The 23681-nt window shown below is 38.0% G+C and carries 21 protein-coding genes and 2 pseudogenes; 14 read left to right on the plus strand and 9 right to left on the minus strand.

Translation table 11 applies throughout. The features are described from left to right. Positions 1-137: 137 nt before the first annotated feature. Entirely contained in the window at positions 138-1049 is a 912-nt protein-coding gene (locus I7H67_RS04010; protein ID WP_198307135.1) for a polyprenyl synthetase family protein, read from the plus strand. Between the two features lie 58 nt (positions 1050-1107). After that, complete coding sequence (locus tag I7H67_RS04015; protein WP_092708892.1) at positions 1108-1476, plus strand: MmcQ/YjbR family DNA-binding protein; 369 nt, start codon at positions 1108-1110, stop codon at positions 1474-1476. 64 nt (positions 1477-1540) lie between these two features. Here the strand turns inward: I7H67_RS04015 and I7H67_RS04020 are convergent, their stop codons facing one another. From I7H67_RS04020 to I7H67_RS04035, 4 genes are all read right to left on the minus strand, one after another. Continuing rightward, positions 1541-2395, minus strand: a complete 855-nt coding sequence (locus I7H67_RS04020; RefSeq protein ID WP_005036413.1) for an SPFH domain-containing protein — start codon at positions 2393-2395, stop codon at positions 1541-1543. Positions 2396-2423: 28 nt separating this feature from the next. Next, positions 2424-2885, minus strand: a complete 462-nt coding sequence (locus I7H67_RS04025) for an NfeD family protein (RefSeq protein WP_005309929.1) — start codon at positions 2883-2885, stop codon at positions 2424-2426. A 104-nt stretch (positions 2886-2989) separates the two neighbouring features. Then, positions 2990-3907, minus strand: coding sequence for a patatin-like phospholipase family protein (locus I7H67_RS04030; RefSeq protein ID WP_017392534.1), 918 nt, complete (start codon positions 3905-3907; stop codon positions 2990-2992). A 66-nt stretch (positions 3908-3973) separates the two neighbouring features. Beyond that, positions 3974-4600: a lysophospholipid acyltransferase family protein gene (locus I7H67_RS04035; RefSeq protein ID WP_198307136.1), complete on the minus strand. Its 627-nt coding sequence runs from the start codon at positions 4598-4600 to the stop codon at positions 3974-3976. Positions 4601-4727: 127 nt separating this feature from the next. On the opposite strand from I7H67_RS04035, the gene I7H67_RS04040 reads away from it, so the two are divergent. The 6 genes from I7H67_RS04040 (at position 4728) to I7H67_RS04065 (ending at position 11729) form a co-directional block, all read left to right on the plus strand. Next, positions 4728-5987: an MFS transporter gene (locus I7H67_RS04040; RefSeq protein ID WP_198307137.1), complete on the plus strand. Its 1260-nt coding sequence runs from the start codon at positions 4728-4730 to the stop codon at positions 5985-5987. 73 nt (positions 5988-6060) lie between these two features. After that, positions 6061-6252, plus strand: a complete 192-nt coding sequence (locus I7H67_RS04045; protein ID WP_034591627.1) for a hypothetical protein — start codon at positions 6061-6063, stop codon at positions 6250-6252. A 273-nt stretch (positions 6253-6525) separates the two neighbouring features. Then, a complete protein-coding gene (locus tag I7H67_RS04050; protein ID WP_198307138.1) occupies positions 6526-7851 on the plus strand; it encodes a DcaP family trimeric outer membrane transporter in 1326 nt (441 codons plus the stop codon). A gap of 180 nt (positions 7852-8031) precedes the next feature. Further along, complete coding sequence (locus I7H67_RS04055) at positions 8032-9681, plus strand: phosphoethanolamine transferase (RefSeq protein WP_198307139.1); 1650 nt, start codon at positions 8032-8034, stop codon at positions 9679-9681. 14 nt (positions 9682-9695) lie between these two features. After that, positions 9696-10364, plus strand: a complete 669-nt coding sequence (locus I7H67_RS04060; RefSeq protein WP_005309947.1) for a DNA-binding response regulator PmrA — start codon at positions 9696-9698, stop codon at positions 10362-10364. Between the two features lie 30 nt (positions 10365-10394). Continuing rightward, complete coding sequence (locus tag I7H67_RS04065) at positions 10395-11729, plus strand: two-component system sensor histidine kinase PmrB (RefSeq protein ID WP_005309951.1); 1335 nt, start codon at positions 10395-10397, stop codon at positions 11727-11729. A gap of 1 nt (position 11730) precedes the next feature. Here I7H67_RS04065 and I7H67_RS04070 read toward each other — a convergent pair. The 3 genes and pseudogenes from I7H67_RS04070 to I7H67_RS04080 form a co-directional block, all read right to left on the minus strand. Beyond that, a pseudogene (locus tag I7H67_RS04070) lies at positions 11731-12439 on the minus strand (phosphatase PAP2 family protein). 219 nt (positions 12440-12658) lie between these two features. Continuing rightward, the gene (locus I7H67_RS04075; RefSeq protein WP_198307140.1) at positions 12659-13846 is read right to left on the minus strand and encodes an ammonium transporter; all 1188 of its coding nucleotides are present in this window, start codon (positions 13844-13846) and stop codon (positions 12659-12661) included. Positions 13847-14148: 302 nt separating this feature from the next. Beyond that, complete coding sequence (locus I7H67_RS04080) at positions 14149-15033, minus strand: LysR family transcriptional regulator (protein ID WP_198307141.1); 885 nt, start codon at positions 15031-15033, stop codon at positions 14149-14151. 115 nt (positions 15034-15148) lie between these two features. On the opposite strand from I7H67_RS04080, the gene I7H67_RS04085 reads away from it, so the two are divergent. The 3 genes from I7H67_RS04085 to I7H67_RS04095 all read left to right on the plus strand — a co-directional run bounded on the left by I7H67_RS04085 (position 15149) and on the right by I7H67_RS04095 (position 17980). Further along, the gene (locus I7H67_RS04085) at positions 15149-16054 is read left to right on the plus strand and encodes an AEC family transporter (protein ID WP_198307142.1); all 906 of its coding nucleotides are present in this window, start codon (positions 15149-15151) and stop codon (positions 16052-16054) included. Between the two features lie 125 nt (positions 16055-16179). Next, a complete protein-coding gene (locus I7H67_RS04090; protein ID WP_198307143.1) occupies positions 16180-17196 on the plus strand; it encodes a molecular chaperone DnaJ in 1017 nt (338 codons plus the stop codon). Positions 17197-17377: 181 nt separating this feature from the next. After that, on the plus strand, positions 17378-17980 hold the full coding sequence (locus tag I7H67_RS04095) for a hypothetical protein (RefSeq protein ID WP_198307144.1): 603 nt from the start codon (positions 17378-17380) through the stop codon (positions 17978-17980). A gap of 186 nt (positions 17981-18166) precedes the next feature. Here I7H67_RS04095 and I7H67_RS19840 read toward each other — a convergent pair. Beyond that, positions 18167-18313, minus strand: a pseudogene (locus tag I7H67_RS19840) (hypothetical protein); the annotation flags it as partial. Positions 18314-18398: 85 nt separating this feature from the next. On the opposite strand from I7H67_RS19840, the gene I7H67_RS04105 reads away from it, so the two are divergent. Further along, positions 18399-18977 (plus strand): methyltransferase domain-containing protein, encoded by a 579-nt coding sequence (locus tag I7H67_RS04105; RefSeq protein WP_198307145.1) that lies wholly within the window; start codon positions 18399-18401, stop codon positions 18975-18977. A gap of 64 nt (positions 18978-19041) precedes the next feature. On the opposite strand, the gene I7H67_RS04110 is transcribed toward I7H67_RS04105, so the two are convergent. Further along, a complete protein-coding gene (locus I7H67_RS04110; RefSeq protein ID WP_198307146.1) occupies positions 19042-21939 on the minus strand; it encodes a valine--tRNA ligase in 2898 nt (965 codons plus the stop codon). Positions 21940-22135: 196 nt separating this feature from the next. On the opposite strand from I7H67_RS04110, the gene I7H67_RS04115 reads away from it, so the two are divergent. After that, entirely contained in the window at positions 22136-22807 is a 672-nt protein-coding gene (locus I7H67_RS04115) for a hypothetical protein (RefSeq protein WP_151768324.1), read from the plus strand. Between the two features lie 27 nt (positions 22808-22834). Further along, positions 22835-23641 carry an SDR family NAD(P)-dependent oxidoreductase gene (locus I7H67_RS04120; RefSeq protein WP_198307147.1) on the plus strand — a complete coding sequence of 269 codons (807 nt, stop codon included), beginning with the start codon at positions 22835-22837 and terminating at the stop codon, positions 23639-23641. Positions 23642-23681: the final 40 nt, after the last annotated feature.

The raw sequence follows: 23681 nt of genomic DNA on the forward strand, positions 1-23681 counted from the left end.
TCAATCATGTAGAGGCTTTTTTACAGTTGCCTTCAAAAACTCATCACCCACTTTTCACAGTGAATCGTGTATGATGTAGCGCATGAATGCTTCATTACATTCAATAAAATTTCTCTACTGATTTTATCGAGGCGACTGTGTCATCACTCTCTCAAGTTAATGCGGATGTTTTAAAACAAGCTCAACAACGTATTCAACAAGATTTATTGACGACATTGGCCGCGTTCTCAATTCCAGAACCTTTAAAAAGTGCAGTACACCATGCAGTTATGCTTGGTGGAAAACGTGTGCGTCCAGCTTTATGTTATGCCACGGCTTCTTTACAGCCAAATCCAAATTTTGCGGCCGCTCGTCGTGCTGCTGTTGCAGTCGAACTCATTCATTGTTATTCACTAGCGCACGATGACTTGCCTTGTATGGACAATGATTTATTACGTCGTGGTCAACCGACATGTCATGTTGCATTTGGTGAAGATACTGCTTTACTTGCAGGCGATATTTTACAATCAATGGCTTTTGAAGTTTTAGGTAGTCGTTTGTTCGATGAACAAGGGCAGGGTACCGATGCTGCAATTGTATTAAAGCAAATTCAGATTTTAGCAACAGCCACTTCTAAAATGGTCTGTGGACAGGTGTTAGACCTACAAGCTGAAGCTAAACAAATTGCTCAAGACGAACTTGAAAATATTCATCGTAATAAAACTGGTGCGCTTATTCAGGCTGCCATTATGATGGGTGCAGTCACTATCTTTTCTGGAACAGATCAAGCAATTCCAAAATTACGTCAATATGGACAAGCGATTGGGCTGGCTTTTCAAGTATTAGACGATATTCTCGATATTACTTCGAGTACCGAAGCTTTGGGCAAAACTGCTGGTAAAGATGAGCAAGTTCAAAAATCGACGTACCCAGCTTTAATGGGCCTCGAACAAGCACAGATTTATGCCAAAGAATTGCATGATCAAGCTTTTGAAGCCCTAGCTCATTTTGGTGACAATGCAAAAGAATTAGTAGATATATCACAATTTCTTTTAGCGCGTACGAACTAATAATATTAAATCAATATTCATAACTTCTATTCATGCGAAATGAGTAAAGGAGAAAAAAATGAATGGTGAACAACTCCATCAAAAAGCAATTGAAATTGCGCGTAATCTTCCCTTTAGTCAACAGACTCATCCGTTTGGCCCTGACTATGAAGTTTTTAAAATTTTAGAGAAAATGTTCATGCTGACGACAGAAGTTGCAAGCGTCAAAATGATTAATGTTAAGTGTGATCCGTATAAGAGTCAGGAATATCAGGAGCTTTATTCATTTATTATTCCGGGTTATCACATGAATAAAAAACATTGGATTTCGATTACACCGCATAAGAGTTTAACTAGCGATTTACTGCAAGATTTAATTCATGATTCTTATGATTTAGTCGTAAAGAAATTACCTTTGAAAGATCAGAAAAGATTAAAAAACCAATAATATAAAAAAACGGCGACATGATAGTCACCGCCTTGATTTTAATTACTTATTTGAAGTAATTGAATTAATTATGCTTTCCCATAATACCGCGAATTGTATTTAAAACATCGGCAGGTAAAACCACAGTTTTAGCATTATTTGATTTCGCCATATCCTGCATTGCTTTTACATATTGTTCACCCAATAGATATGCCACAGGAATCTCTTTATCGCCAACTGCACTGGTCACCATTTCAATTGCACGTTGAGAGGCTTCAGCTAACACGACTTGTGCTTCTGCATCACGGCGAGAAGCTTCTAAACGACCTTCTGCACTTAAAATAGCAGCCTGTTTTTCACCATCGGCTTTAGTAACAGCAGCACGACGTTGACGTTCTGCGGCAGCTTGCTCTTCCATGGCAGCTTGCATGGTATGAGACGGTTGAATGTCCTGAATTTCGACTGTTTTTAAGGTAATGCCCCAATCTGAAATATCGTCAGAAATAGCAGCTTTTAACTTAGCCTTAATATGATCTCGTGAAGACAATGCATCATCTAGATCCATTTCACCGACAATAGAACGTAATGATGTTTGTACAAGGTTCTGAATCGCCCATGTATAGTTTTCAATACCGTAAACTGCTTTTTCTGGTGTGGTTAAATTAATATAGGCAACAGCATTCATGAGCAATACGGCATTGTCACGTGTAATCACTTCTTGCGACGGGATATCTAGCACAATATCTTTCGTGGTAATTTTATAAGCTACTTCATCGATATAGGGAATCACAAAATTAAGTCCCGGATTAAGAGTAGTGTGATATTTACCTAAACGTTGGACAATCCATTTGTAGCCCTGAGGAACGATACGAACCCCTTTAAAAATGGTAACACCTACAAAAGCCAAAAAGGCTAAAACAATAATAGTACCGACTGGCATGAAAATACCCTCTCTTTATCTTTAATGTTTATGAAGTACTGTGGGTTTGAACAATTAAGTCATTACCCGAAATGTCAATAACTCTGACACGATCGCCCACTTTAACAGGAGTGGTGCTCCGACAATTCCACTCATCGGCCCCTAAAATAGGCATTGGAAAGCGAACAATAATTTGATCATGGTCTAGACCAGTTTGAATAACCATTCCAATTTGACCAATAGTTGCTTCACGGGGGAGGCCCGCTTTCGTTTTATCAATTGATAAGGGTTTAATAAACTTGAACCAAAGAATGGTGCATAGCACTGATAATATTATCCACAATACAATTTGCGTTGTGAGGCTAATATCTGGAAATAACCAATAGAGAATGCACACCATAATGGCGGCAATACCAAACCAGAGTGCGGCAAAGGCAGGTAGAATCAGTTCAGAAAGAATAAGTAAGATACCCAATACAAACCAGTGCCAAGGTTGTACAACAAATTCCATAAATCTGCTCTTTTATATATCTTTATGATGGGTAAAAGTGACTAGTATCACTTTTACCACTGTAGCAGATGATAGGAAATGTGGATAGAAAAAAACCACCTCAATTAGAATTTAGAGCGTGGCGCGGGCTTAAATGCTGCTGGAGATTTTTTGAAGTTTGCAATTGCACCTTCAATTTGACGCATTTGAGCTTGAGCAGCTTTTTCACCTTCTAAAATTGCTTCATTACTGGATTTCAAGTCTAGTGTACCTAAATGACCAACTTTAGGTTTAATTACCACATTTGCTTGCTTGAGTTCTTCATTAATACTTTGTTGGCCCATAATATTAATGGTTTGATCCAGTAATCCCCACATGTTGGCTGGGCGGTTACCTGCTGGACGCGCGGAAATATCAACTGCAATCACAATATCTGCACCCATATCACGAGCTGTTTTTACAGGAATTGGGCTGACTAGGCCGCCATCTACGTATTTTTGATTGCCGATTGTGGCAGGCACGAACACATTTGGAATGCTGCAAGAGGCGCGTACTGCTTGACCAGCATTACCTTTAATAAAGTCTGCTTTTTGACCATTATCAAGACGCGTTGCCACAGCCGCAAAGCGGATTGGGAACTTCTCAATTGGTTTATTACCAACATTACGGTTCACGTAGTCTTGTAACTTTTGTCCAAGAATAATGCCTTGACGGTTAAGCGTTAAATCACGGATATCAGACTCTTGTAATTTCAGAGCCAGACTTTGCAATTGGTAGGGTGTTTGTCCACTCGCGTAGATACTTCCAACAAAGCTACCAGCGCTGGTACCTGTTACAATTTTAGGCTTAATTCCATGAGACTCTAAAACTTTGATTACACCAATATGTGAAAATCCTTTTGCTCCACCGCCACCTAAAGCAAGCGCAATTACAGGTTCACGGGCTTTAATTGAGGTAGTCGGCGTTGGTGTTTTGCTAAATTTATCACAGCCAAAGAGTGCTAGAGAGATAAATCCAATACTGGCAAATTGAGCAATTTTCATCTTTAAAAATAATCTATGTCGAGATAAATTAAGAAGGGCCATAAGACCAGATTCGCTCAATTTTTGCTAGGTTTTTTTCACTAGATTTTGTAAAGGTTCGGCAAGCCAATTACGATTTTTGGGTGAGATTTTTCCTTCATAGCGGTCAAAAATCTTGGCGAGATCTTCATCATAGTTGCCACTTGGGTCTAAGTGACCTAAGCAGTGAATCGTCTTACGGTCATAATCAAAAGAAAACATCACAATGGGAATATTGGCTTTTGCAGCAATATGGTAAAAACCACTTTTCATTTTTTTTGCTTTTTTACGTGTGCCTTCGGGCGCCATCCCAATCCAGATCTTGTCATATTTTTGAATGGTTGCAACCACTTGTTCAGTAAGTCCATTGGCTGTATCACGTTTAACAGGAATGACTCCAGCCCAGTCTAATGCCCGCTTAAACGGTGGTTTAAAAAGGGCATCTTTACCCAATACTGTAATTTGGATACCTAATCCGAAAATCGCAAGAAAGCCATACCATCCATCAATATTGGAAGTATGGGGTGAAATAATTGCTACTGCTTTTGGAAAATTAGGAACTTCGCCTTCAATTGTCCAACCTTGCGCTAAAAAAAGTTTCTTAAATAGTGCCCGGCTTAAAGCAGTACCACGTTGGGGTACCAAATCAGGTAAATTAGGGAAATGTTGATCCATATTTTTTAAATTTTAACTTGTCCTAGTTTTATCTTAATCTTTTGAAATATATGCTTCATTGGCAAAATGTAAGAACAACATGACATTTGATGTTATTCCTCATTAAAGAAATAAAAAGTAGGTATATATGTTTCGGCAGCAAAATCTTTATCTTCTGCTATTTTCCTTATATTGGGCACAAGGGCTACCTGTCGGTTTTATGACCCATGCTTTACCTGTTATTTTAAGGGCACAAGGTGTGTCACTCGCTCATATTGGTGGTTTTGGGCTGCTTATGTTGCCTTGGTCAATTAAGATCTTTTGGGCGCCGTGGGTTGACCGACATGCACTTTCCCGTTTGGGGCACTATCGTAGTTGGATTTTACCTACGCAGTTTTTGACGGTAGCTGTGTTGTGTATTTTGTCTTTTTTCCCTATTCAGGCTTTAGACCAGCCTCTTTATTTATTTGCTTTTTTTATTTCGCTTCTTTTAATGAACTTAACAGGAGCAACACAAGATATTGCGACCGATGCTTTGGCCGTCAATTTGTTAAAGCATGACCAGCAACATTGGGGAAATACATTTCAGGTGATTGGTTCCCGACTCGGTTTTATTGTCGGTGGAGGTGCCGTACTCTGGTGTTTAGACTGGTTAACATGGCAACCCACTTTCCTGTTATTAGCAGCCTTGGTGTTTTTAAATACTTTACCCGTTTTATTATTTAAAGAACCTAAACATGCAGCTTATTCAGGTCATCAACTTAAACCTAGCCAGCAAAATTTAGTCATAAAAATTAAGGCCTACTTGAGTTATTTCTCTCAAAATAAAGAGCTTCGTTCTTGGTTAGTTGTCCTTATTACTTTTAAAGTAGCAGATGGTTTAGCTGGACCATTACTTAAACCTTTAATGGTCGATATGGGGCTAAGTTTTACTCAAATTGGTGTTTATATCACCATGCTCGGTGCAGTGGCAGCACTGGCAGGGGCAGCAATCGCTGGTGGAGTGCTTAAATATTTCTCTAGACCCACTACTTTAATTATTTTTTCAGTATTTAAAATCATGAGTTTAGCGGCCTATGCCTATTTAGCTTATGCTTACGAACAGAAAATTCAACTAAATGTTTGGGCGATTTATACAGTCAATGCTTTAGAGGATGCATTCTCGGCAATGTTGTTGGTGGTTATGTTGACCTTAGTCATGCACTACAGTCGAAAAGAATATGCAGGTACAGATTTTACCTTTCAGGTTTCAGTCATGGCGACTGTGAGTGGGGGGCTTTATAGCTTGAGTGGTGTGTTTGGAGATGCTTTCGGTTATTTCCATTATTTGATAGCTATTGTCATTATTGGCACTGTTACTTTGCTCCCTATTTCTCTCTGGAAACATGCAAAACTACAAGAAAAATAATGTTAACTAAATGAAATAAAGAAATTTAATATCGATTAAGGAGTGATCTAGTCATAATCTACTACCTTTGTCTATGTTTTTAAAAATGTATGTTTTTAGCTATTTAAATGCTCTATTAATTGTGCCATCTTGTTTGGGTAGCAAATGGAAGCTAACTGGAGTAAAAATGGATTTCGTTAACAAGAAAAATCATGTGAATCAATTAAAATGGGTAGAAAAATGTTCAAGTAGATTGGATATTAGCCTAAAGTCTAAAAAAGAATAATGAAATAACGATTTAATCATTCTATAAGATAAGAGAGTTGTGTAGGATTCGTTACAACATGAAGTTAAGGTAAAAATCTGTAAGTCAAAGTATGTTTTTTATGTCTTTGGTTATTGGTTTTGGTCTTGCATAACGTTGAAATTGGTTTTGGTTGCGGTAATAAAATTAATGTAACCAAAGTGGAGGAGAGTTGATTTTTTAGCCCCTTAATTTAATGGCGTAAATCAACTTGGCATGGATAGGCAACATAAAATATATTTTTTGGAGTTTTTGATGGATCTATTCCTTAATCGTAAATCTTTCGTTGTTAAAAGTTTAGCTCTTACAGTTACAGCTTTAATGATGAGTGGGGCACATGCTGCGACTTCCGACAAAGCGGAAATTCAACAGCTTCGTAAAGAAGTTGAGGCTTTAAAAGCTTTAATTCAACAACAAAGCCAAGTACAGCAACAACAACAGCAAGTACAGCAACAACAGCAAGTTCAACTCGCTGAAGTGAAAGCACAACCAGTTGCTGCACCAGTTTCACCGTTAGCAGGATTTAAATCTAAAGCTGGCGCTGATGTGAACCTATATGGTTTTGTTCGTGGTGATGCTAACTATATTCTTGAAGGTGCGGATAACGACTTTGGTGATGTTAGTAAGTCAGACGGCAAAACGCATGATAAATTACGTGCGACTGCTAAAACGACACGCCTTGGTTTAGATTTTACTGCTCCAGTAAATGATGCCAAAGTTGGCGGTAAACTCGAAGTCGATTTTGCCGGTTCAACAACAGATTCAAATGGCTCATTACGCGTTCGTCATGCGTATGTAACATATAACAACTGGTTATTTGGTCAAACAACATCTAACTTCTTGGCGAGCCATGCACCAGAAATGATCGATTTCTCGACAAACATTGGTGGTGGTACAACACGTGTTCCGCAAGTGCGTTATAACTACAAGTTAGGACCAGCTACACAATTGTTTGTATCGGCAGAAAGAGGTGATAGTTCTGGTCTTACTGGTGCAAAAGATAAAGATAATAATTGGGTAAATGATAGCATCAAATATAGTTTGCCAGTATTAACTGCTAAAATCACTCAAGGCTATGCAGATGGTAAAGGCTCGGCTTCAGCTCGTGCATTAGTTGAAAACTATAAATCTAAAGCTGGTAGTGATAACCAAACTGGTTGGGGTGTTGCTGTTGGTACGGACTTTAAAGTATCTGATCCTTTAAAATTATTTGCTGATGCATCATATGTTGTAGGTAATAGTAACTACTTATATGGTAGCAACAAGGCTTATACCGTAGTAGATGGTGATATCGAGCAAAATAAATTTGTAGCAGTACAAGTGGGTGGAACTTATAAAATTTTACCTAACTTGCGTTCGACTTTAGCGTATGGTGCTCAATTCGCTGATGACGGCACTGATTATGCAAAAGCATATAAAGATGGAAATGAAAAAGTTCAACAAGCATGGCTTAACGTGATTTATACACCAGTTAAACCAATTGATTTGGGTCTAGAGTATGTAAATGGTAAGCGTGATACCTTTGAAGGTAAGTCTTACAAAGATAACCGTGTTGGTTTAATGGCTAAATATAGTTTCTAAGAACAATATTTAGTTAAAAATCAAAAAAGACGAGGTTAAATTTAACCTCGTCTTTTTATTAGAAAAATTTTGAAATAAGTATTTTTTAAGATTTATGTATTAGATCATTTTTTATTTAAGTCATTTTTAAGTTTCAATTTCTACAGTAAAGCATCATAAAAAGATTGTAGTTCCCCCAAGATGCTGAATTTTTTTTCTACCTTAAAAAATAAACAGATTTCACTGTTTATGTTTAATTTCATTATAGCCATTTGGTTAGGTGCAGTTTTAAATATTGGTTTTTATAACAAAGTACATCTTTTAACTCCATATTTTGGAGTAAAAGCTATTCTATTTTTAGCTGCTACAGTGATTATTGTTGTTGCTGCGTATTATGCGCTTTTACAAATTTTAAACTGGAAATGGACAGCCAAACTTTTTGCAATTTTGCTGGTTTTCATTGGTGGTTTTAGCTCTTACTTTGTAAATACGTTAGGTGTAATCATCTCGCCTGATCAGATTCAAAATATGATACAAACAGATGTATCTGAAGTTTCTGACTTGGTTTCATTACGCTTTGGACTTTGGACAGTTTTCTTCGTTGTTTTACCTATTTTTTTGATTACTCAGGTAAAGATCAAAAAAGAAAGAATAGTTCCTCTTTTAGTTAAGAAAGTATTATATATAGCTATTGCCTTCGCAGTTGTAGGTGGTTTGTTATTTACATATTATGTGGATTTTGCAGCTATTTTTCGTGAACATCGTGATTTAAAAGGCATGATTTCTCCTCAAAACACTATTTCTTCTTTGATGTCTTATTATCATAAAAAGGCACCTAAGAAGAACTTACCATTAATACATTATGGTCAAGATGCTCATCAGGTTCAGTCAGTACAAAAGAACCTGCCTAAATTAATGGTGCTGGTTGTCGGTGAGACAGCTCGTGCGGAGAGTTTTTCACTCAATGGGTATGCTAAAAATACGAATCCAGAACTTTCTAAACAAGATATTTTGAATTTCTCTCAAGTAAGTTCATGTGGTACAGCAACAGCTGTTTCAGTTCCATGCATGTTCTCGGGCATGCCACGTGTTGACTACGATGAGCAATTAGCAAGTCATCGTGAAGGACTATTAGACATTGCAAAGCGTGCGGGTTATCAGGTAACTTGGATTGATAACAATTCTGGTTGTAAAGGCGCATGTGATCGTGTTGAGCAATATCAAATTCCAGAAAAGTTAAAGCAAAAATGGTGTAAAGATGGCGAATGTCTTGATGATATTTTAATTGATAGCTTAAATGAATATTTAGCTACTATTCCTAAAGAAGACACGCGTCCACGTTTAATTGTTTTACATCAAGTCGGCAGTCATGGCCCAGCCTATTACAAGCGTGCACCTGTGGAATATCAAAAGTTTAAACCGACTTGCGATACTAATGCGATACAGGGCTGTTCTTCAACCGAATTAATAAATAGCTATGATAATTCAATCGTATATACAGATCATGTATTAAGTCAGATGATTAATAATTTAAAAGAAGTATCGAAATATCAAACAGGTTTATGGTATTTATCTGATCATGGCGAATCAACTGGCGAACATGGTTTATATTTACATGGTTCACCTTATGCAATTGCACCGACTCAACAAACACATGTTCCAATGATTATGTGGTTCTCTGATAACTGGAAACAACACAATCTTGCACAAGTGAGTTGTTTAGGCCAACAAACGAAACAAAAGTTAAGTCAGGATAATTTATTCCCAAGTTTGTTAAGTATGCTGGATGTGAAAACTCAGGTCATTAACCCTCAACTGGACATGTTGCACTCATGTGCCCATGTGAATTAAAGCGAGCCTAGAACATGACAAAAATCTTAATGATTGAAGATGATTTTATGATTGCTGAGTCAACAATAACGTTGCTGCAATATCATCAATTTGAGGTGGAGTGGGTCAATAATGGCTTGGATGGTCTGGCTCAATTGGCAAAAAATAAGTTTGATATCATTTTATTAGACTTAGGTTTGCCGATGATGGATGGCATGCAGGTTTTAAAGCAAATCCGTCAAAGAGCTGTCACTCCAGTTTTAATCATTTCGGCACGAGACCAGTTGCAAAACCGCGTGGATGGATTAAACCACGGTGCAGATGATTACTTAATTAAACCATACGAGTTCGATGAGTTACTTGCCCGTATTCATGCGCTATTGCGCCGTACTGGAGTAGAGGCTCAGCTTGCGAATCATGAGCAACTTTTACAAAATGGCGATCTGGTTTTAAATGTTGAACAACATATTGCAACCTTTAAAGGCCAGCGGATTGATTTGTCGAACCGTGAATGGGCGATTCTTATTCCTTTAATGAGTCATCCAAATAAAATCTTTTCTAAAGCAAATCTTGAAGATAAGTTATATGATTTCGACAGTGAAGTGACCAGTAATACGATTGAAGTATATGTGCATCACTTGAGAGCTAAACTTGGAAAAGACTTTATTCGAACTATTCGAGGGTTGGGTTACCGTTTAGGGTAATCCTCACTTCAATTTTGGAACTTTATAAAAGTGCATTATTCATTAAAGAAACGACTGATTTGGGGCACCTCAATTTTCAGTGTCATCTTAGGTTGTATATTAATTTTTAGTGCCTATAAAGTTGCACTTCAAGAAGTTGATGAAATTTTAGATACTCAAATGCAGTATTTAGCAGAACGAACAGCTGAGTATCCTTTAAGAACAGTAAGTAGTAAGTTTGATTTACATAAAACTTATCATGAAGAAGATTTGTTTTTAGATATTTGGGCCTATAAGGATCAGGCTCATTTATCTCACAGTTTACATCTGTTGGTTGCACCTGTTACACAAGCTGGCTTTTACTCTCATAAAACTAGCCAAGGCGTAGTGCGAACTTATGTTTTGCCTTTAAAAGATTACCAGATTCAGGTCAGTCAACAAGAACGAGTTCGCGAAGCTTTTGCTTGGGAACTTGCGGGAAGTATGTTTATTCCGTATTTAATTATTTTGCCATTTGCGATTTTTGCTTTGGCTGCAATTATTGGTCGAGGCCTAAAGCCGATAGATGACTTTAAAAATGAGCTGAAAGAACGCGATTCGGAAGAGTTAACTCCCATTGAAGTTTCGGACTATCCTCAAGAGTTATTGCCAACTATTGATGAAATGAACCGTTTGTTTGAGCGTATTTCTAAAGCTCAAAATGAGCAAAAACAGTTTATTGCAGATGCTGCTCATGAATTACGAACTCCTGTTACAGCTCTAAATTTACAAACCAAGATTTTAATCAGTCAGTTTCCTGAGCATGAAGCGCTGCAAAACTTGAGTAAAGGATTAGCGCGTATTCAGCATTTGGTCACACAGCTTTTGGCTTTGGCTAAGCAAGATGTCTCTTTAAGTGTGATTGAACCGACCAGAACTTTTCAACTCAATGATGTCGCTTTAAATTGTGTTGAGCAGCTGGTTAATTTAGCTATGCAAAAAGATATTGACCTAGGGTTTGTCCGTAATGAACCTATTGAAATGCATAGTGTTGAGCCAACAGTACACTCAATTATTTTTAACTTAATTGATAATGCAATTAAATACACGCCTCATGAAGGAATGATTAATATTTCAGTCTTTACTGCTAAAGATGGCGATGCGTGTATACAAATTGAAGATAGCGGTGCAGGGATTGACCCTGAACATTACGATAAAGTTTTAAAACGTTTTTATCGTGTACACCACCACCTTGAAGTGGGTAGTGGTTTAGGTTTATCAATTGTTGACCGAGCGACTCAGCGTTTAGGTGGGACTTTGACACTAGATCGAAGCTTAGAGCTTGGCGGACTCTCTGTTTTAGTTAAATTGCCTAAAGCTCTACATATTCATGAAGCAAGAACTTGATTTAAACAAGTTCTTGTTTGATTCGTTTTTCAAACTCAAAGCGGTGAATACATATTTTATAAAATAAGATATTCACTGCCCAAACCACCCAGCCTGTCCATAAATTGTGGCTAAGGAAATGGGCGCCACGCATCATTTGTCCCCAGCCCATTAGAAAGCCTAAGATGATGCCAGCGATCAGATAAAAATAGGCACGTTTAGGTTGTTCAAGGCGATAAACAAAAAAGCCTGTCATTAAAATAAAGCCTGCACTTGCATGACCACCTGGAAAACAATGGCCATGCGTAGCGGTAAAGTCCCATACATAACTTAAAGCAGTCGGATGAACCATGTTCCAAGGGCAAGCGTGAGCAGATTGCGATTTTAATAGGCCAACTACACCGCTACCAATCATACTCACAAAAAACATATAGCCATATTGCCAGCGATAAAGCTTCAATTTTTCTACTTTAAATGATGCAATCCACAGAAATAAAAAGATCACATAAACGGTGGTAATGATCTGTTTTACGATTTCATGGTTAACCCTGACAAGGTACCAATTGTCCCGATTAAAGAAATGACCTGTTGAATCCATCCAAGGGTGGATGAAATACATATCAATTTTCCCACCCACTGGAAATATAAATAAAAGCATAAAAAAACTAAGGGCAAGAAAAATAAGCTGAAGTTGAAAAAATTGTTTTTGTTGGTTCATTGCCATGCAACATCAATTTGAGTGTGAGTTGAAGGCATTACATAAAATAAAACTTAAATTGTTCTTAAACTAAACAAAATTTAATGTTGAAATAAAGTTAAGACTTAAAAAATAACATTGATGATTCATAGATATATATTATTTATTTAAAGAGTTTTAATTAATTTGGATAGTAAAGAATTTTAAGAAAATGATAAGCAGGACATTTTGACCCTGCTTATCAGCTGTTGAGTTAGAACATACCTTCTTCAGAGTTTGCAGAAATTTTATGAATAGATAAATCTGCACCTCTAAACTCATCTTCTTGAGATAAACGAATGCCAATAGTTGCTTTGAGTAAGCCATAAACAATAAAGCCACCAGCGAGCGCAATAGCAATCGCAAGTACTGTACCAATGAGCTGTGAAGCAAAAGATACATTGCCTAAACCACCAAGCCATTTTTGACCGAATAGACCTACTGCAATACCACCAAATGCGCCGCATACGCCGTGTAAAGGCCACACACCTAACACATCATCCACTTTGAGCTTGTTTTGTGTGTAGGTGAATAGGTACACGAACATTGCACCAGCTGCGCCACCAATAACCAGCGCACTGACTGGATGAACAATGTCAGAGCCTGCACAGATTGCGACTAAACCAGCAAGTGGACCGTTGTGTAAGAAACCAGGGTCATTTTTCCCAATCGCATTGGCTGTAATCGTACCGCCAACCATAGCCATGAGTGAGTTAATGGCAACCAGACCTGAAATTGCATCAACACGTTGTGCGCTCATCACGTTAAAGCCAAACCAACCTACAATTAAAATCCATGAACCGAGCGCTAAAAATGGAATAGAAGATGGCGGATGAGCACTTACACGGCCATCTTTCTTATAACGACCAGAACGTGCACCCAATAAAATCACGGCAGCAAGTGCAATCCAACCACCCATAGCATGTACCACGACCGAACCTGCAAAGTCGTGAAAGGCTGCACCAAAAGTTGCTTCTAACCATTTTTGCAGACCGTAGTTACCATTCCAGACCATACCTTCGAAAAATGGATAGACCAGCGCAACTAAAGCGAGTGTTGCAATTGCTTGTGAACGCATTTTTGCACGTTCAGCAATACCACCCGAAATAATGGCTGGAATTGCCGCAGCAAAAGTCAGTAAAAAGAAGCACCGCATGAGGTTGTAGCCATGATCACTTGCGAGGCTTGTGCCATCATGGAAGAAGTGCTGACCATAGGAAATGTAGTAGCCAACAAAGAAATATGCGATTGCAGAAAGGGCAAAGTCAGTCAGAATTTTACTCAGTGCGTTCACCTGATTTTTATGGCGAACCGTACCAAGTTCCAAGAATGCAAAACCTGCGTGCATGGCAAGAACCAAAACAGCACCAAGTAATAAGAAAAATAGATCTACATTTTGCATAGCATGCTCGAAAAAAGTGCTAAATTCCATTTTGGAACAAATCTGGGTCTGTAAATTGCACCAAAATAGATTTAAGGAATCTAAAAACCTAAGTTTGTCGAAACAAACTCAATTGCATAAAAGTGAATATGCAATAAGTGCACCAATTTGAATTGCAAAAGTGGTTTTTGGCGATAAATGGTGCGTTGGTTTGGTTAAGATGGGGCAGTTATGGCGCTTTTTACGTTATAAATCATCTAATGCGCTTATAAATTGACCTGAAAGAGTTCGTTATCAAATTCCTAAAAATTATTCGTAATCATTTAATGATTTGACCAAACCGATTGGGCAACTTCAATAAAGGCTTTCACAGCGGGACTCATGTGCTTTTTATTTTTGACTGCGAGACCAATCGAACGTTTAAGGTTCGGTTTAAAAGGGCGTTTAACTACGTTTGGATAAAGTGAGAGTAACTCTTTGGTGATGACCATATCAGACACAATAGACACCCCTAATTGGTTGTGAACCATGCTGACGATACTCAAAATTTGTGAAACATAAAATTTGATGTCTGGTTTCACATTAAAGTTTTTTAAAATTAATTCGACCTGATATCTACTACCCGCCATTGTCATAATAAAAGGGCAATTTTCTAGTTGTGCTGGATTAATATAGAGTTGTTGAGCGAGTGGAAATTGATTGGGAATTAAGGCAACAAAACGGTCTTCAATTAAGGGGAATGTATCAAAACGCTCATCTGGCATAATCAAAAAACCAACCTCTATGCGCCGTTCCAATAACCACTGAGCAACTTCTTTATCTTCGCCTTCATCAATATAAATTTCAATTTTAGGATAGCGTTGCCGAAAGGCTTCTAAAATTTCAGGCAATAGATAAATAGAAGATGAAGCACCAAAAGAACCAATACGTAATGTGCCTTCGTTTAAACCATGGATGGCAGCCACTTCTTTTTCTAAGGTATCGGAAATACTCAATAACTCTTTTACATGGGTCAATAACTGCTGACCTGTCGTGGTGAGCTCAATATCACTCTGGGATCTTGAAATCAGATTAATGCCCCATTGTTGTTCTAATGATTTAAGCGCATGGGAAACTGCCGACTGTGAAATTCCCAGCTTTTCTGCTGTAGCAGTAAAGCTTTTTAGTTCAGCAATGAGTGCGAAAATTTCAAGCTGGGTAAAGGTCATGTTGTATTTGTTATGAGTAAAAACTCATTTTATCATGAGTTTTCATTATCTTTAATATATGAGTAAGCCAAGGTTATTGCCAAACAGCAAACCTCCACAAAACTCGAGTAAAGAAATGAATAGCATTGTTTTATCTCTTTTTCCCTTAGTTGCATTAATTGCATCGGGATACTTATTTAAAAAATATCGTTTTTTTAGCGATGAGTTTTGGGCTGGGGCAGAGAAGCTAAATTACTATATTTTATTTCCTGCTTTGCTTTTTAGTACGCTATCAACCGCAAAAATTGACTTAAAAAGTTTGAGCACAGTCATTATTGCGATGTTGATTGTGGTTTTAGCAGTGACCGCCTTTTTATACATACTCCGAATGTTTTGGCACATACCGCCTGCACGCTTTGGTGTGCACTTACAAAGTATGGTTCGCTTTAATACCTATATTGGTTTGGCTTTAGTGACTTCGCTTTTTAAAAGTGAAGGAATGGCAATTCTGGCAATTTTATTGGCGCTTTGCATTCCACTTGTGAACGTTATTTCGGTGCTTGCTCTAACCTCTAAAGAACACATGGCAATTAAACCTGTTTTGATTGCACTCCTTAAAAATCCTTTAATTGCATCGTGTGTGGTCGGGGCAGCAGTCAATGCGCTGCATATCCCGATTTGGGAAGGCTTTACTCAGTTTATTAAGCTTTTTTCAGTGTCGAGTTTGCCATTGGGGTTGTTATGTGTTGGCGCAGCTTTGCAGTTTATGCAAATTAAAAAAGACATTGTGGTATTGGCGGCAGACACGTTTGCTCGACTTTTAGCAGTGCCTGCCTTGGCTTACGCGGTCTGCATGTGGTTTGGTTTACCAAACTTACAAACGCAAATTTTAGTTATTTTCTTTGCTCTACCGACGGCTTCTGCTTCATACATTTTAACCAAAGTTTTGAGTGGTGATAGTCAGCTTATGGCAGCTGTGATTAGCTTCCAAACCTTATGTGCTGCCGTGACTTTGCCATTAGTGATTTGGTGGATCTCTTAGGTTATAACTTAGATAATCGCATTCTATTTTCTAAAAATGAATAGGCTGATTCTGGCTTAAAGAATGCTTGGCTACCTTCCTCATCTGATTATTGCTACACTTTTTTCTTTTTCAGGTGGATGAGTATGTCCTTTGATCTTAAAGTGAGCTTGCAGCAAAGGTCTGAACCATCTGCACAGCAGAAAAAACTGAATCGCCTGATTGATAAAATAGAACAGCAAAAAGTTAGCCTGAGCACATGGCAAAATGCACAAGCTGAGATTCAACAGCACATTCGGCAAAAACTGATGCCTGTGTATAACGATTTGCATGAAGTGCTATTTCAGCAGCTAGAGCAACTTTGGAATATGCTGCATAGCCATGAGTTTTCCAAAGCAGACATACAACAACTAGATGAAAAAATTGCCCAGCTTGCACAAATGTTGAAGCGCTCCAAAATCCTATCTGCTGAGCAGTTAGAGTTAGTGAAGGAAATCGATACCTTTTATGAGCAACATACACGAGAGTCAGCAAGGAAGAATAAAAAAGCTCAGTCAATAAAATCTGAATATGAAGAAAGCGTTGATCAAGGTTCAGAGTTTGAAGAAGACTTTGAACAATATGCTGCTGAGCAACAACAAGCGCGGGAACAAGCCAAGCAGCAAAGACAACAACAGAAACGTGAACAAGCCGAGCAGATGGCAACGCAGTCGTTAAAAACAGTTTATTTAAAAATTGCTGCGATGATTCATCCAGACCGTGAGCAAGATGAAACAAAAAAAGAAGAAAAAACTGAATTGTTTCAACAGGCAAGTCAGGCCTATGAAAAGCAAGATTTGTTTTATTTACTCAAACTCCAGTTACAGCTTGAACAGAATAAAGGGCTAGACGCTAAAGAACTATCTGCGGAGCAGTTGAGGTTTTATAAACTGGCTTTGGATGCACAAAGTCAGCAGCTTGAAAGTCAAATGGCTGAAATTTTAGACTCTTTTCAGTTAGCCAAGAATGTAAAAGCAGAGCATGTACACATTAGTGATGTTTATAAAGCTGTAGATGCAGACTGTGTTGAATTAAAGCAGCAGGTGAAGTGTGAAAAGGAACGTTTAAAGCATATGAAAAAGGTGAGTGGGGTAGAGATGCTATTAGGGCATGGAGTGCTTTAGTTTCTTTGACAAACTCTCTAAAATTATTAATTAATAACACAAATAATTAACTTTCAGAAATATGGTGCTGTGAGATTAATAGTGATGATTTGGGGGATTTTAAAAAAATTGGGGGCTATTTAATATAGCTGTAAGAAATTAGGCCTATGGGGGCCTTTTCTAGTTTTGAAGTTGAGTTTTTATGCTAAAAAAATTTTTAAGTATAATTTTAATGTTAGTAATTTATGTCTTTATTTCAATTGTAAGTTTTTTAATTGTAATAATTTTTTTAGTATGTATGGCGGATAATTTTTTTGAAGAGAGTTTAAATAAGAAAAGATTGAAAAATAGTATTTTATATGATCATAAAATCTTTCCTAATCTGACAAAATCAATATTTTTTTATCAAAGGCTAGATTCATCTGACGATGGTTATTGGATTGTAGTCTATCCCTTAGATAATAAAACTAAAGTAAATTTTTTATCTAAAAAGCAGTTGCAAGGCCAGAAGAAAATTACCTATTCAACAGTTGAATGTATTAAGCCAACTATAAAAAAACGTTGGAAAACATTTAACTCCAACATTCATTATGTTCAACCACCTGAATTGCTAAGGGATCATGATGATTTTGAAAGACATGATTCTTTTAATGTGTATGGTTCAGAAAAAAATATTGGTTTAATTGAACAAGTTTGCCAGCAAAATAAATTCATTATTTTAGAAGAAAGTCAGAAAAATGATCACTTATATTGGGCAATCTCTGCAAATGGAAAACTATTATTTAGTGTGTATAAAATTGATTGATATTTTTAAGACATTAAATTAATAGGTTAAGATTTTATTGAATTTATATTTTTGATCAATATTTGACTTGGTTGCCTAATAGGTTATATCAAAGCTTGAAAATATATGTCTTTCTGAACTGAATTGTAATTATTTCCAACAAAAATCCCCTCACTAAGAGGGGATTTTTTGAATCAAACTACTGTATTAAAGCGCAGCAATCTGCTCCATATCCGCCTTAACTTTCTCTAACTGAGCAGCAAACTCAGCCAGCTTCGCTTTTTCACCTTCAACAACCGCTGCTGGTGCTTTAGAGACAAAGCCTTCATTTGCAAGTTTGCCCGTGATATGGTCGGCAGCTTATGAAATAAGAAATTATTGAGATTGGATTTTTTATAAAATATAGTGTGAAAATTATAAAAATTAAAAGATCGGATTTATGAATGAAAAATTTATTCAATTATCAAAAGAACTTAAACATAGACCTATTTTAGAGAAGGCTTTAGGTCATTTTCCTAACTTACCTTTAATTGCTATAGATTGCGGCTGTGGCGCTGGCAATGAATCTGCTTATCTACTCTCAAAGGGATTTAATGTTCATGCTTTTGATATTTCAATTGATGCACAAAAAGTCTGTGCTGAGCGATTCAAAGATGACTCTAAATTTATTTTGTATCATGAATCTTTTGAAGACTTTAATTTCCCGTCTGCAAGCTTAATTATTGCCTCATCAAGTCTATTCTTTTGTGAGCCAAGCTATTTTTATAGTGTAATTAAACGAATTATAAATGCGCTTCCTGAAGGCGGAATTCTGGTAGCTGATTTATTGGGGACTCAAGATGAATGGGTTATGAACGAACCTGAAAAATTTATAGGATTTACTTATCAAGATATTGCCGATTTGTTTTTATGCGAGTTTAATTTATTGTTTCATAAAGAAATTAATGAAAATCTTCCTTTGTTGAGTGGTCATATAAAATCATGGAATCTTCATATGGTGATTCTACAGAAAAAGTAATTGCTAAATATAGAAAAACCCAGAACCTGCTTGCACAGATTCTGGGTTCATTTAACTAAAAAGCTTAAAGCGCAGCAATTTGCTCCATATTCGCTTTAACTTTCTCTAACTGAGCAGCAAATTCAGCAAGCTTCGCTTTTTCACCTTCAACAACTGCTGCTGGTGCTTTAGAAACAAAGCCTTCATTTGCAAGTTTGCCCGCAATTTGGTCGTGTTGCTTTTGGATTTTATCCAAGTCTTTTTGCAAACGAGCAAGCTCAGCTTTAGGGTCAATTAAGCCTTTCATTGGTACAAATACCGATGCATGGCTAACAACGCTAGAGCAAGACAAAGGTGGTTCTTGGTCTTTATTCAAGAACTCAATGCTTTCAACTTTAGCCAATGCTTTGAACAACGCTTCAATACGAATAATTTGTTCACGTTCAGCGTCAGACGTATTTTGAAGTAATACTGGCAACAAGCGCGCATTACCTAAGCCCAACTCACCACGAATGTTACGTACTGCACCAATCAAACCTTGAAGCCATTGCATATCTGCTTCAGCTTGTTCGTTGATTTTTGCTTGCTCAGGAATAGGGTATTGAGCAGTCATAATCGTTGGACCACCTTTACCAAGCATTGGTGCAAGAGTCTGCCAGATTTCTTCTGTCAAATACGGCATAAGCGGATGAGCCAAACGTAATGATGCTTCCATCACTGCAAGCAATACACGGCGTACTTCAGCTTTACGCTCTTCTGAAACTTCTGCATCGTTAAGAACTGGTTTAGTTAACTCAACGTACCAGTCACAGTATTCATTCCAGATAAAGTCGTAAATCGCTTGAGCAGCAAGGTCTAAACGATACGTTGCAAACGCTTGATGTACAGCAGCTTCAGCTTTTTGCAGACGGCTCATAATCCATTGTTCTGGAAGTTCCCAAAGATCAGGACGAGCCTCTTGACCAACAGTTTGACCTTCAACATTCATCAGAACGAAACGAGTTGCGTTCCAGATTTTGTTACAGAAATTACGGTAGCCTTCAACACGTTTTAAGTCGAACTTAATGTCACGACCAGTGTTTGCAAGCGCACAGAATGTGAAACGAACTGCGTCAGTACCATAAGCATTAATGCCTTCTGGGAACTCTTTACGCGTTGATTTTTCAATCTTCGCAGCATCTTTCGGGTTCATTAGGCCAGTTGTACGTTTCGCAACTAAGCTTTCTAAATCAATACCGTCAATCAAGTCTAATGGGTCAAGTACGTTACCTTTAGACTTCGACATTTTTTGACCTTCACCATCACGCACCAAGCCGTGAACGTAAACAGTCTTAAATGGAACTTGAGATGAACCATCTTCATTTTTCATGAAGTGCAGGGTCATCATGATCATGCGGGCAACCCAGAAGAAAATGATGTCAAAACCAGTCACCAACACATCTGTTGGGTGGAAGGTTTTAAGGAAATCATTTGCTGCATCTTTTTGTGCGTCGCCAGTCCAACCTAAAGTTGAGAATGTCCAAAGTGCAGAAGAGAACCATGTATCAAGAACGTCTTCATCTTGTTTAAGTTCAACGTCAGCAGCGATGTTATTTTTCGCACGTATTTCTTCTTCGTTACGGCCAACATAGATGTTGCCATTCGCATCGTACCAAGCTGGAATACGGTGACCCCACCAAAGCTGACGTGAAATACACCAGTCTTGAATGTCACGCATCCACGCCATGTACATGTTGCTGTACTGTTCTGGAACAAACTTAATGCGACCATCTTGAACTGCTTCAATTGCAGGCTCAGCAAGCGGGGCAATTTTTACGTACCATTGGTCAGTAAGTAATGGCTCAATGATTACGCCTGAACGGTCGCCACGTGGAGCTTTCAAATCATACGGTTGGATTTGATCTAACCAGCCTTCAGCTTCAGCTTGAGCAACTAATTTTTTACGTGCTTCAAAACGCTCTAAACCAGCATATTCCGCAGGTGCAGTAATAGTTTTAGAAATTTGTTCGCCAGCTTTTGCAATATATTCAAACTCACCTAAAACTTCGGCGTTTTTATTGAAGATATTAATGATTGGCAAGCTATTGCGTTTACCTAGATCATAGTCATTGAAGTCATGAGCAGGAGTAATTTTTACACAGCCAGTACCGAAGTCTTTCTCAACGTAGTCGTCAGCAACGATTGGAATTAAACGACCAGTAATTGGCAATACAATGTTTTTGCCAACAAGGTGTGCATAACGCTCATCTTCTGGATGAACGGCAACAGCAGTATCACCGAGTAAAGTTTCAGGACGAGTTGTTGCAACGACTAAATAGTCTTTGCCGTCTTGGGTTTTAACTGATTTGTCTTCAAAGAAATATTTAAAGTGCCAAAGTGAGCCTTTTTCTTCTTTGCTTTCAACTTCAAGGTCAGAAAGTGCTGTTTGAAGTTTAGGGTCCCAGTTTACTAGGCGCTTACCGCGGTAAATTAAACCGTCTTCGTGCAAACGAACGAATACTTCTTTAACTGCGTTTGATAAACCTTCGTCCATCGTGAAGCGTTCACGTGACCAGTCTACAGATGAACCTAAGCGACGAATTTGTTTCGTAATTGTGCCGCCAGATTGTTCTTTCCATTCCCAAACTTTTTCGATGAACTTATCACGACCCAAGTCATGACGAGTCACACCTTGTAAGCCAAGTTGACGCTCAACAACCATTTGCGTTGCAATACCAGCATGGTCAGTACCCGGTTGCCACAAAGTGTTTTTACCCATCATACGGTTATAACGGGTGAGGGCATCCATAATGGCATTGTTAAAGCCATGGCCCATGTGCAAACTACCAGTGACGTTTGGTGGTGGAATCATGATACAGAATGATTCACCGTGACCAGAAGGTTTGAAGTAACCTTGTTCTTCCCACGTTTGGTACCACTTCTTTTCGATCTCGGTTGGATCGTATGTGGTCGCAATATTTTGAGCGGTTTGAGCGTCAGTCATAGTAGCTTAGATCGAATATGCATAAAAAATTGCACCTATTGTAGCAAAAAAATGCCTCGAAATTAATGTGCTGAAAACAGATAAACGGTTTTGTATTTTTTTCAAAAAACGGTAGATTTATGAAAGATGGATCACAATTAAATCGTGTAGACACACGGCACAAAAATTACAAACGAATTGAAAAAGGATGTTGCTCATGAGTTATGAAGTTTTTCTGAAAATTTCCGATTCAACTTATACCCAATTTGAGACCATTCGACAGAAACTGCATGATGGGGTAAGTCAAAGTCAGGCAAAACCTTTAGGCGACGTACTCTCTGATCTTTCTTGTGAAATTATTGAGCAGGTTTTTTCTGTGCTTTTACAGTCAGGAAGTGCAACCATGTCTCCAAAACAACAAGCTGAGTCTGAAAAAGTGATTCAGCAAGTTTTAGAGACTTTTCGAAAATACATGCCGTGGTCAGTTTCATTTTTTGGAAATGAGCGTCTTTTGCCTTTAGTCGATTACATGACGTCTCTGATGAAAGAACAGGGGCAACAAGTTTATATTACCTATCCAGTTACCCTGCAACTCGTACAACAAGCTCAAAACCTTACGCAGCAAATTCGTGATGGTAATATGCAAAGTATCGCGGCAGCTTTTGAAACCTTAATACAAATTGTAGATTTAGGCGTAACAAGCCTAGTACGTGAGCCTAAAAAGCGTTTAAAATTTAATTTAGTTGTCGATAAAACTCTTAACGGAGTAATCAACATGACGACGCATTTGGGCTATAAACGTTTGGAAAAGTTAGGTACACAGGTCGATCAGACCACAGCAACTCATTATATCAACCACTTTTTGGCCTTCATGCATCAAGCAGCATAATTTAAAAAGATAATAGGAACATAAAGCATGGCCAAACTTGATACTTTGCAAAATAAAGTGGTATGGGTTACGGGAGCATCTTCTGGTCTGGGTAAGGCCTTAGCCGGTGAGTTGGCTTTGCAAGGGGCCGAAGTGATTTTGACCTCGCGTCGTTTTGAAGAATTAGAAGAAGTTCGGGTTGGCTTGTTAAACGCTGACCGTCATTTGTCGGTGGTTGCTGATATTACTGATGAAAAACAAGTAAACGAAGCTTATAAGCAGATTTTAAAAGCGAAAGGGCGAATTGACTGGCTCATCAATAATGCAGGTTTAAGCCAACGTGCTTTAATTAAAGATACGACAATGGCAACCGAACGGGCCATTATGGAAGTTGACTATTTCTCTCAAGTGGCATTAACCAAAACTGTGCTGCCGACCATGCTAAAACAAAAGTCTGGTCGAGTTGTATTTGTGTCGAGTGTAGCGGGTTTATTAGGGACTCAGTACCGTGCAAGCTACTCTGCTGCTAAGGCGGCAATTCACATGTGGGCAAATAGTTTACGTGCTGAAGTCTCCGATCAAGGTGTTGAAGTTTCAGTTATTTTCCCAGGCTTCGTAAAAACTAACGTTTCGTTCAATGCGCTAAATGGTGCTGGGCAACCTCAAGGTCATCAAGATGAGGCTATCGAGAATGGTTTAGAGGCAGATGTATTTGCAGAGCAATCCGTAAAAGCATTAATGCAGGGTCAAGAATATATTGTTGTTGGTGGAGCAAAAGAAAAACTGGGTGTGATGGTTTCTCGAATGTCACCAAAACTTCTTTATAAAATGATTCGGAAAACAAAAGTAAAATAAAAAAGTGATTTCGCCGTGCTAAATTGATGGAAAAACCCGC

The sequence above is a fragment of the Acinetobacter sp. ACIN00229 genome (assembly GCF_016106645.1).
Classification (GTDB): domain Bacteria; phylum Pseudomonadota; class Gammaproteobacteria; order Pseudomonadales; family Moraxellaceae; genus Acinetobacter; species Acinetobacter oleivorans.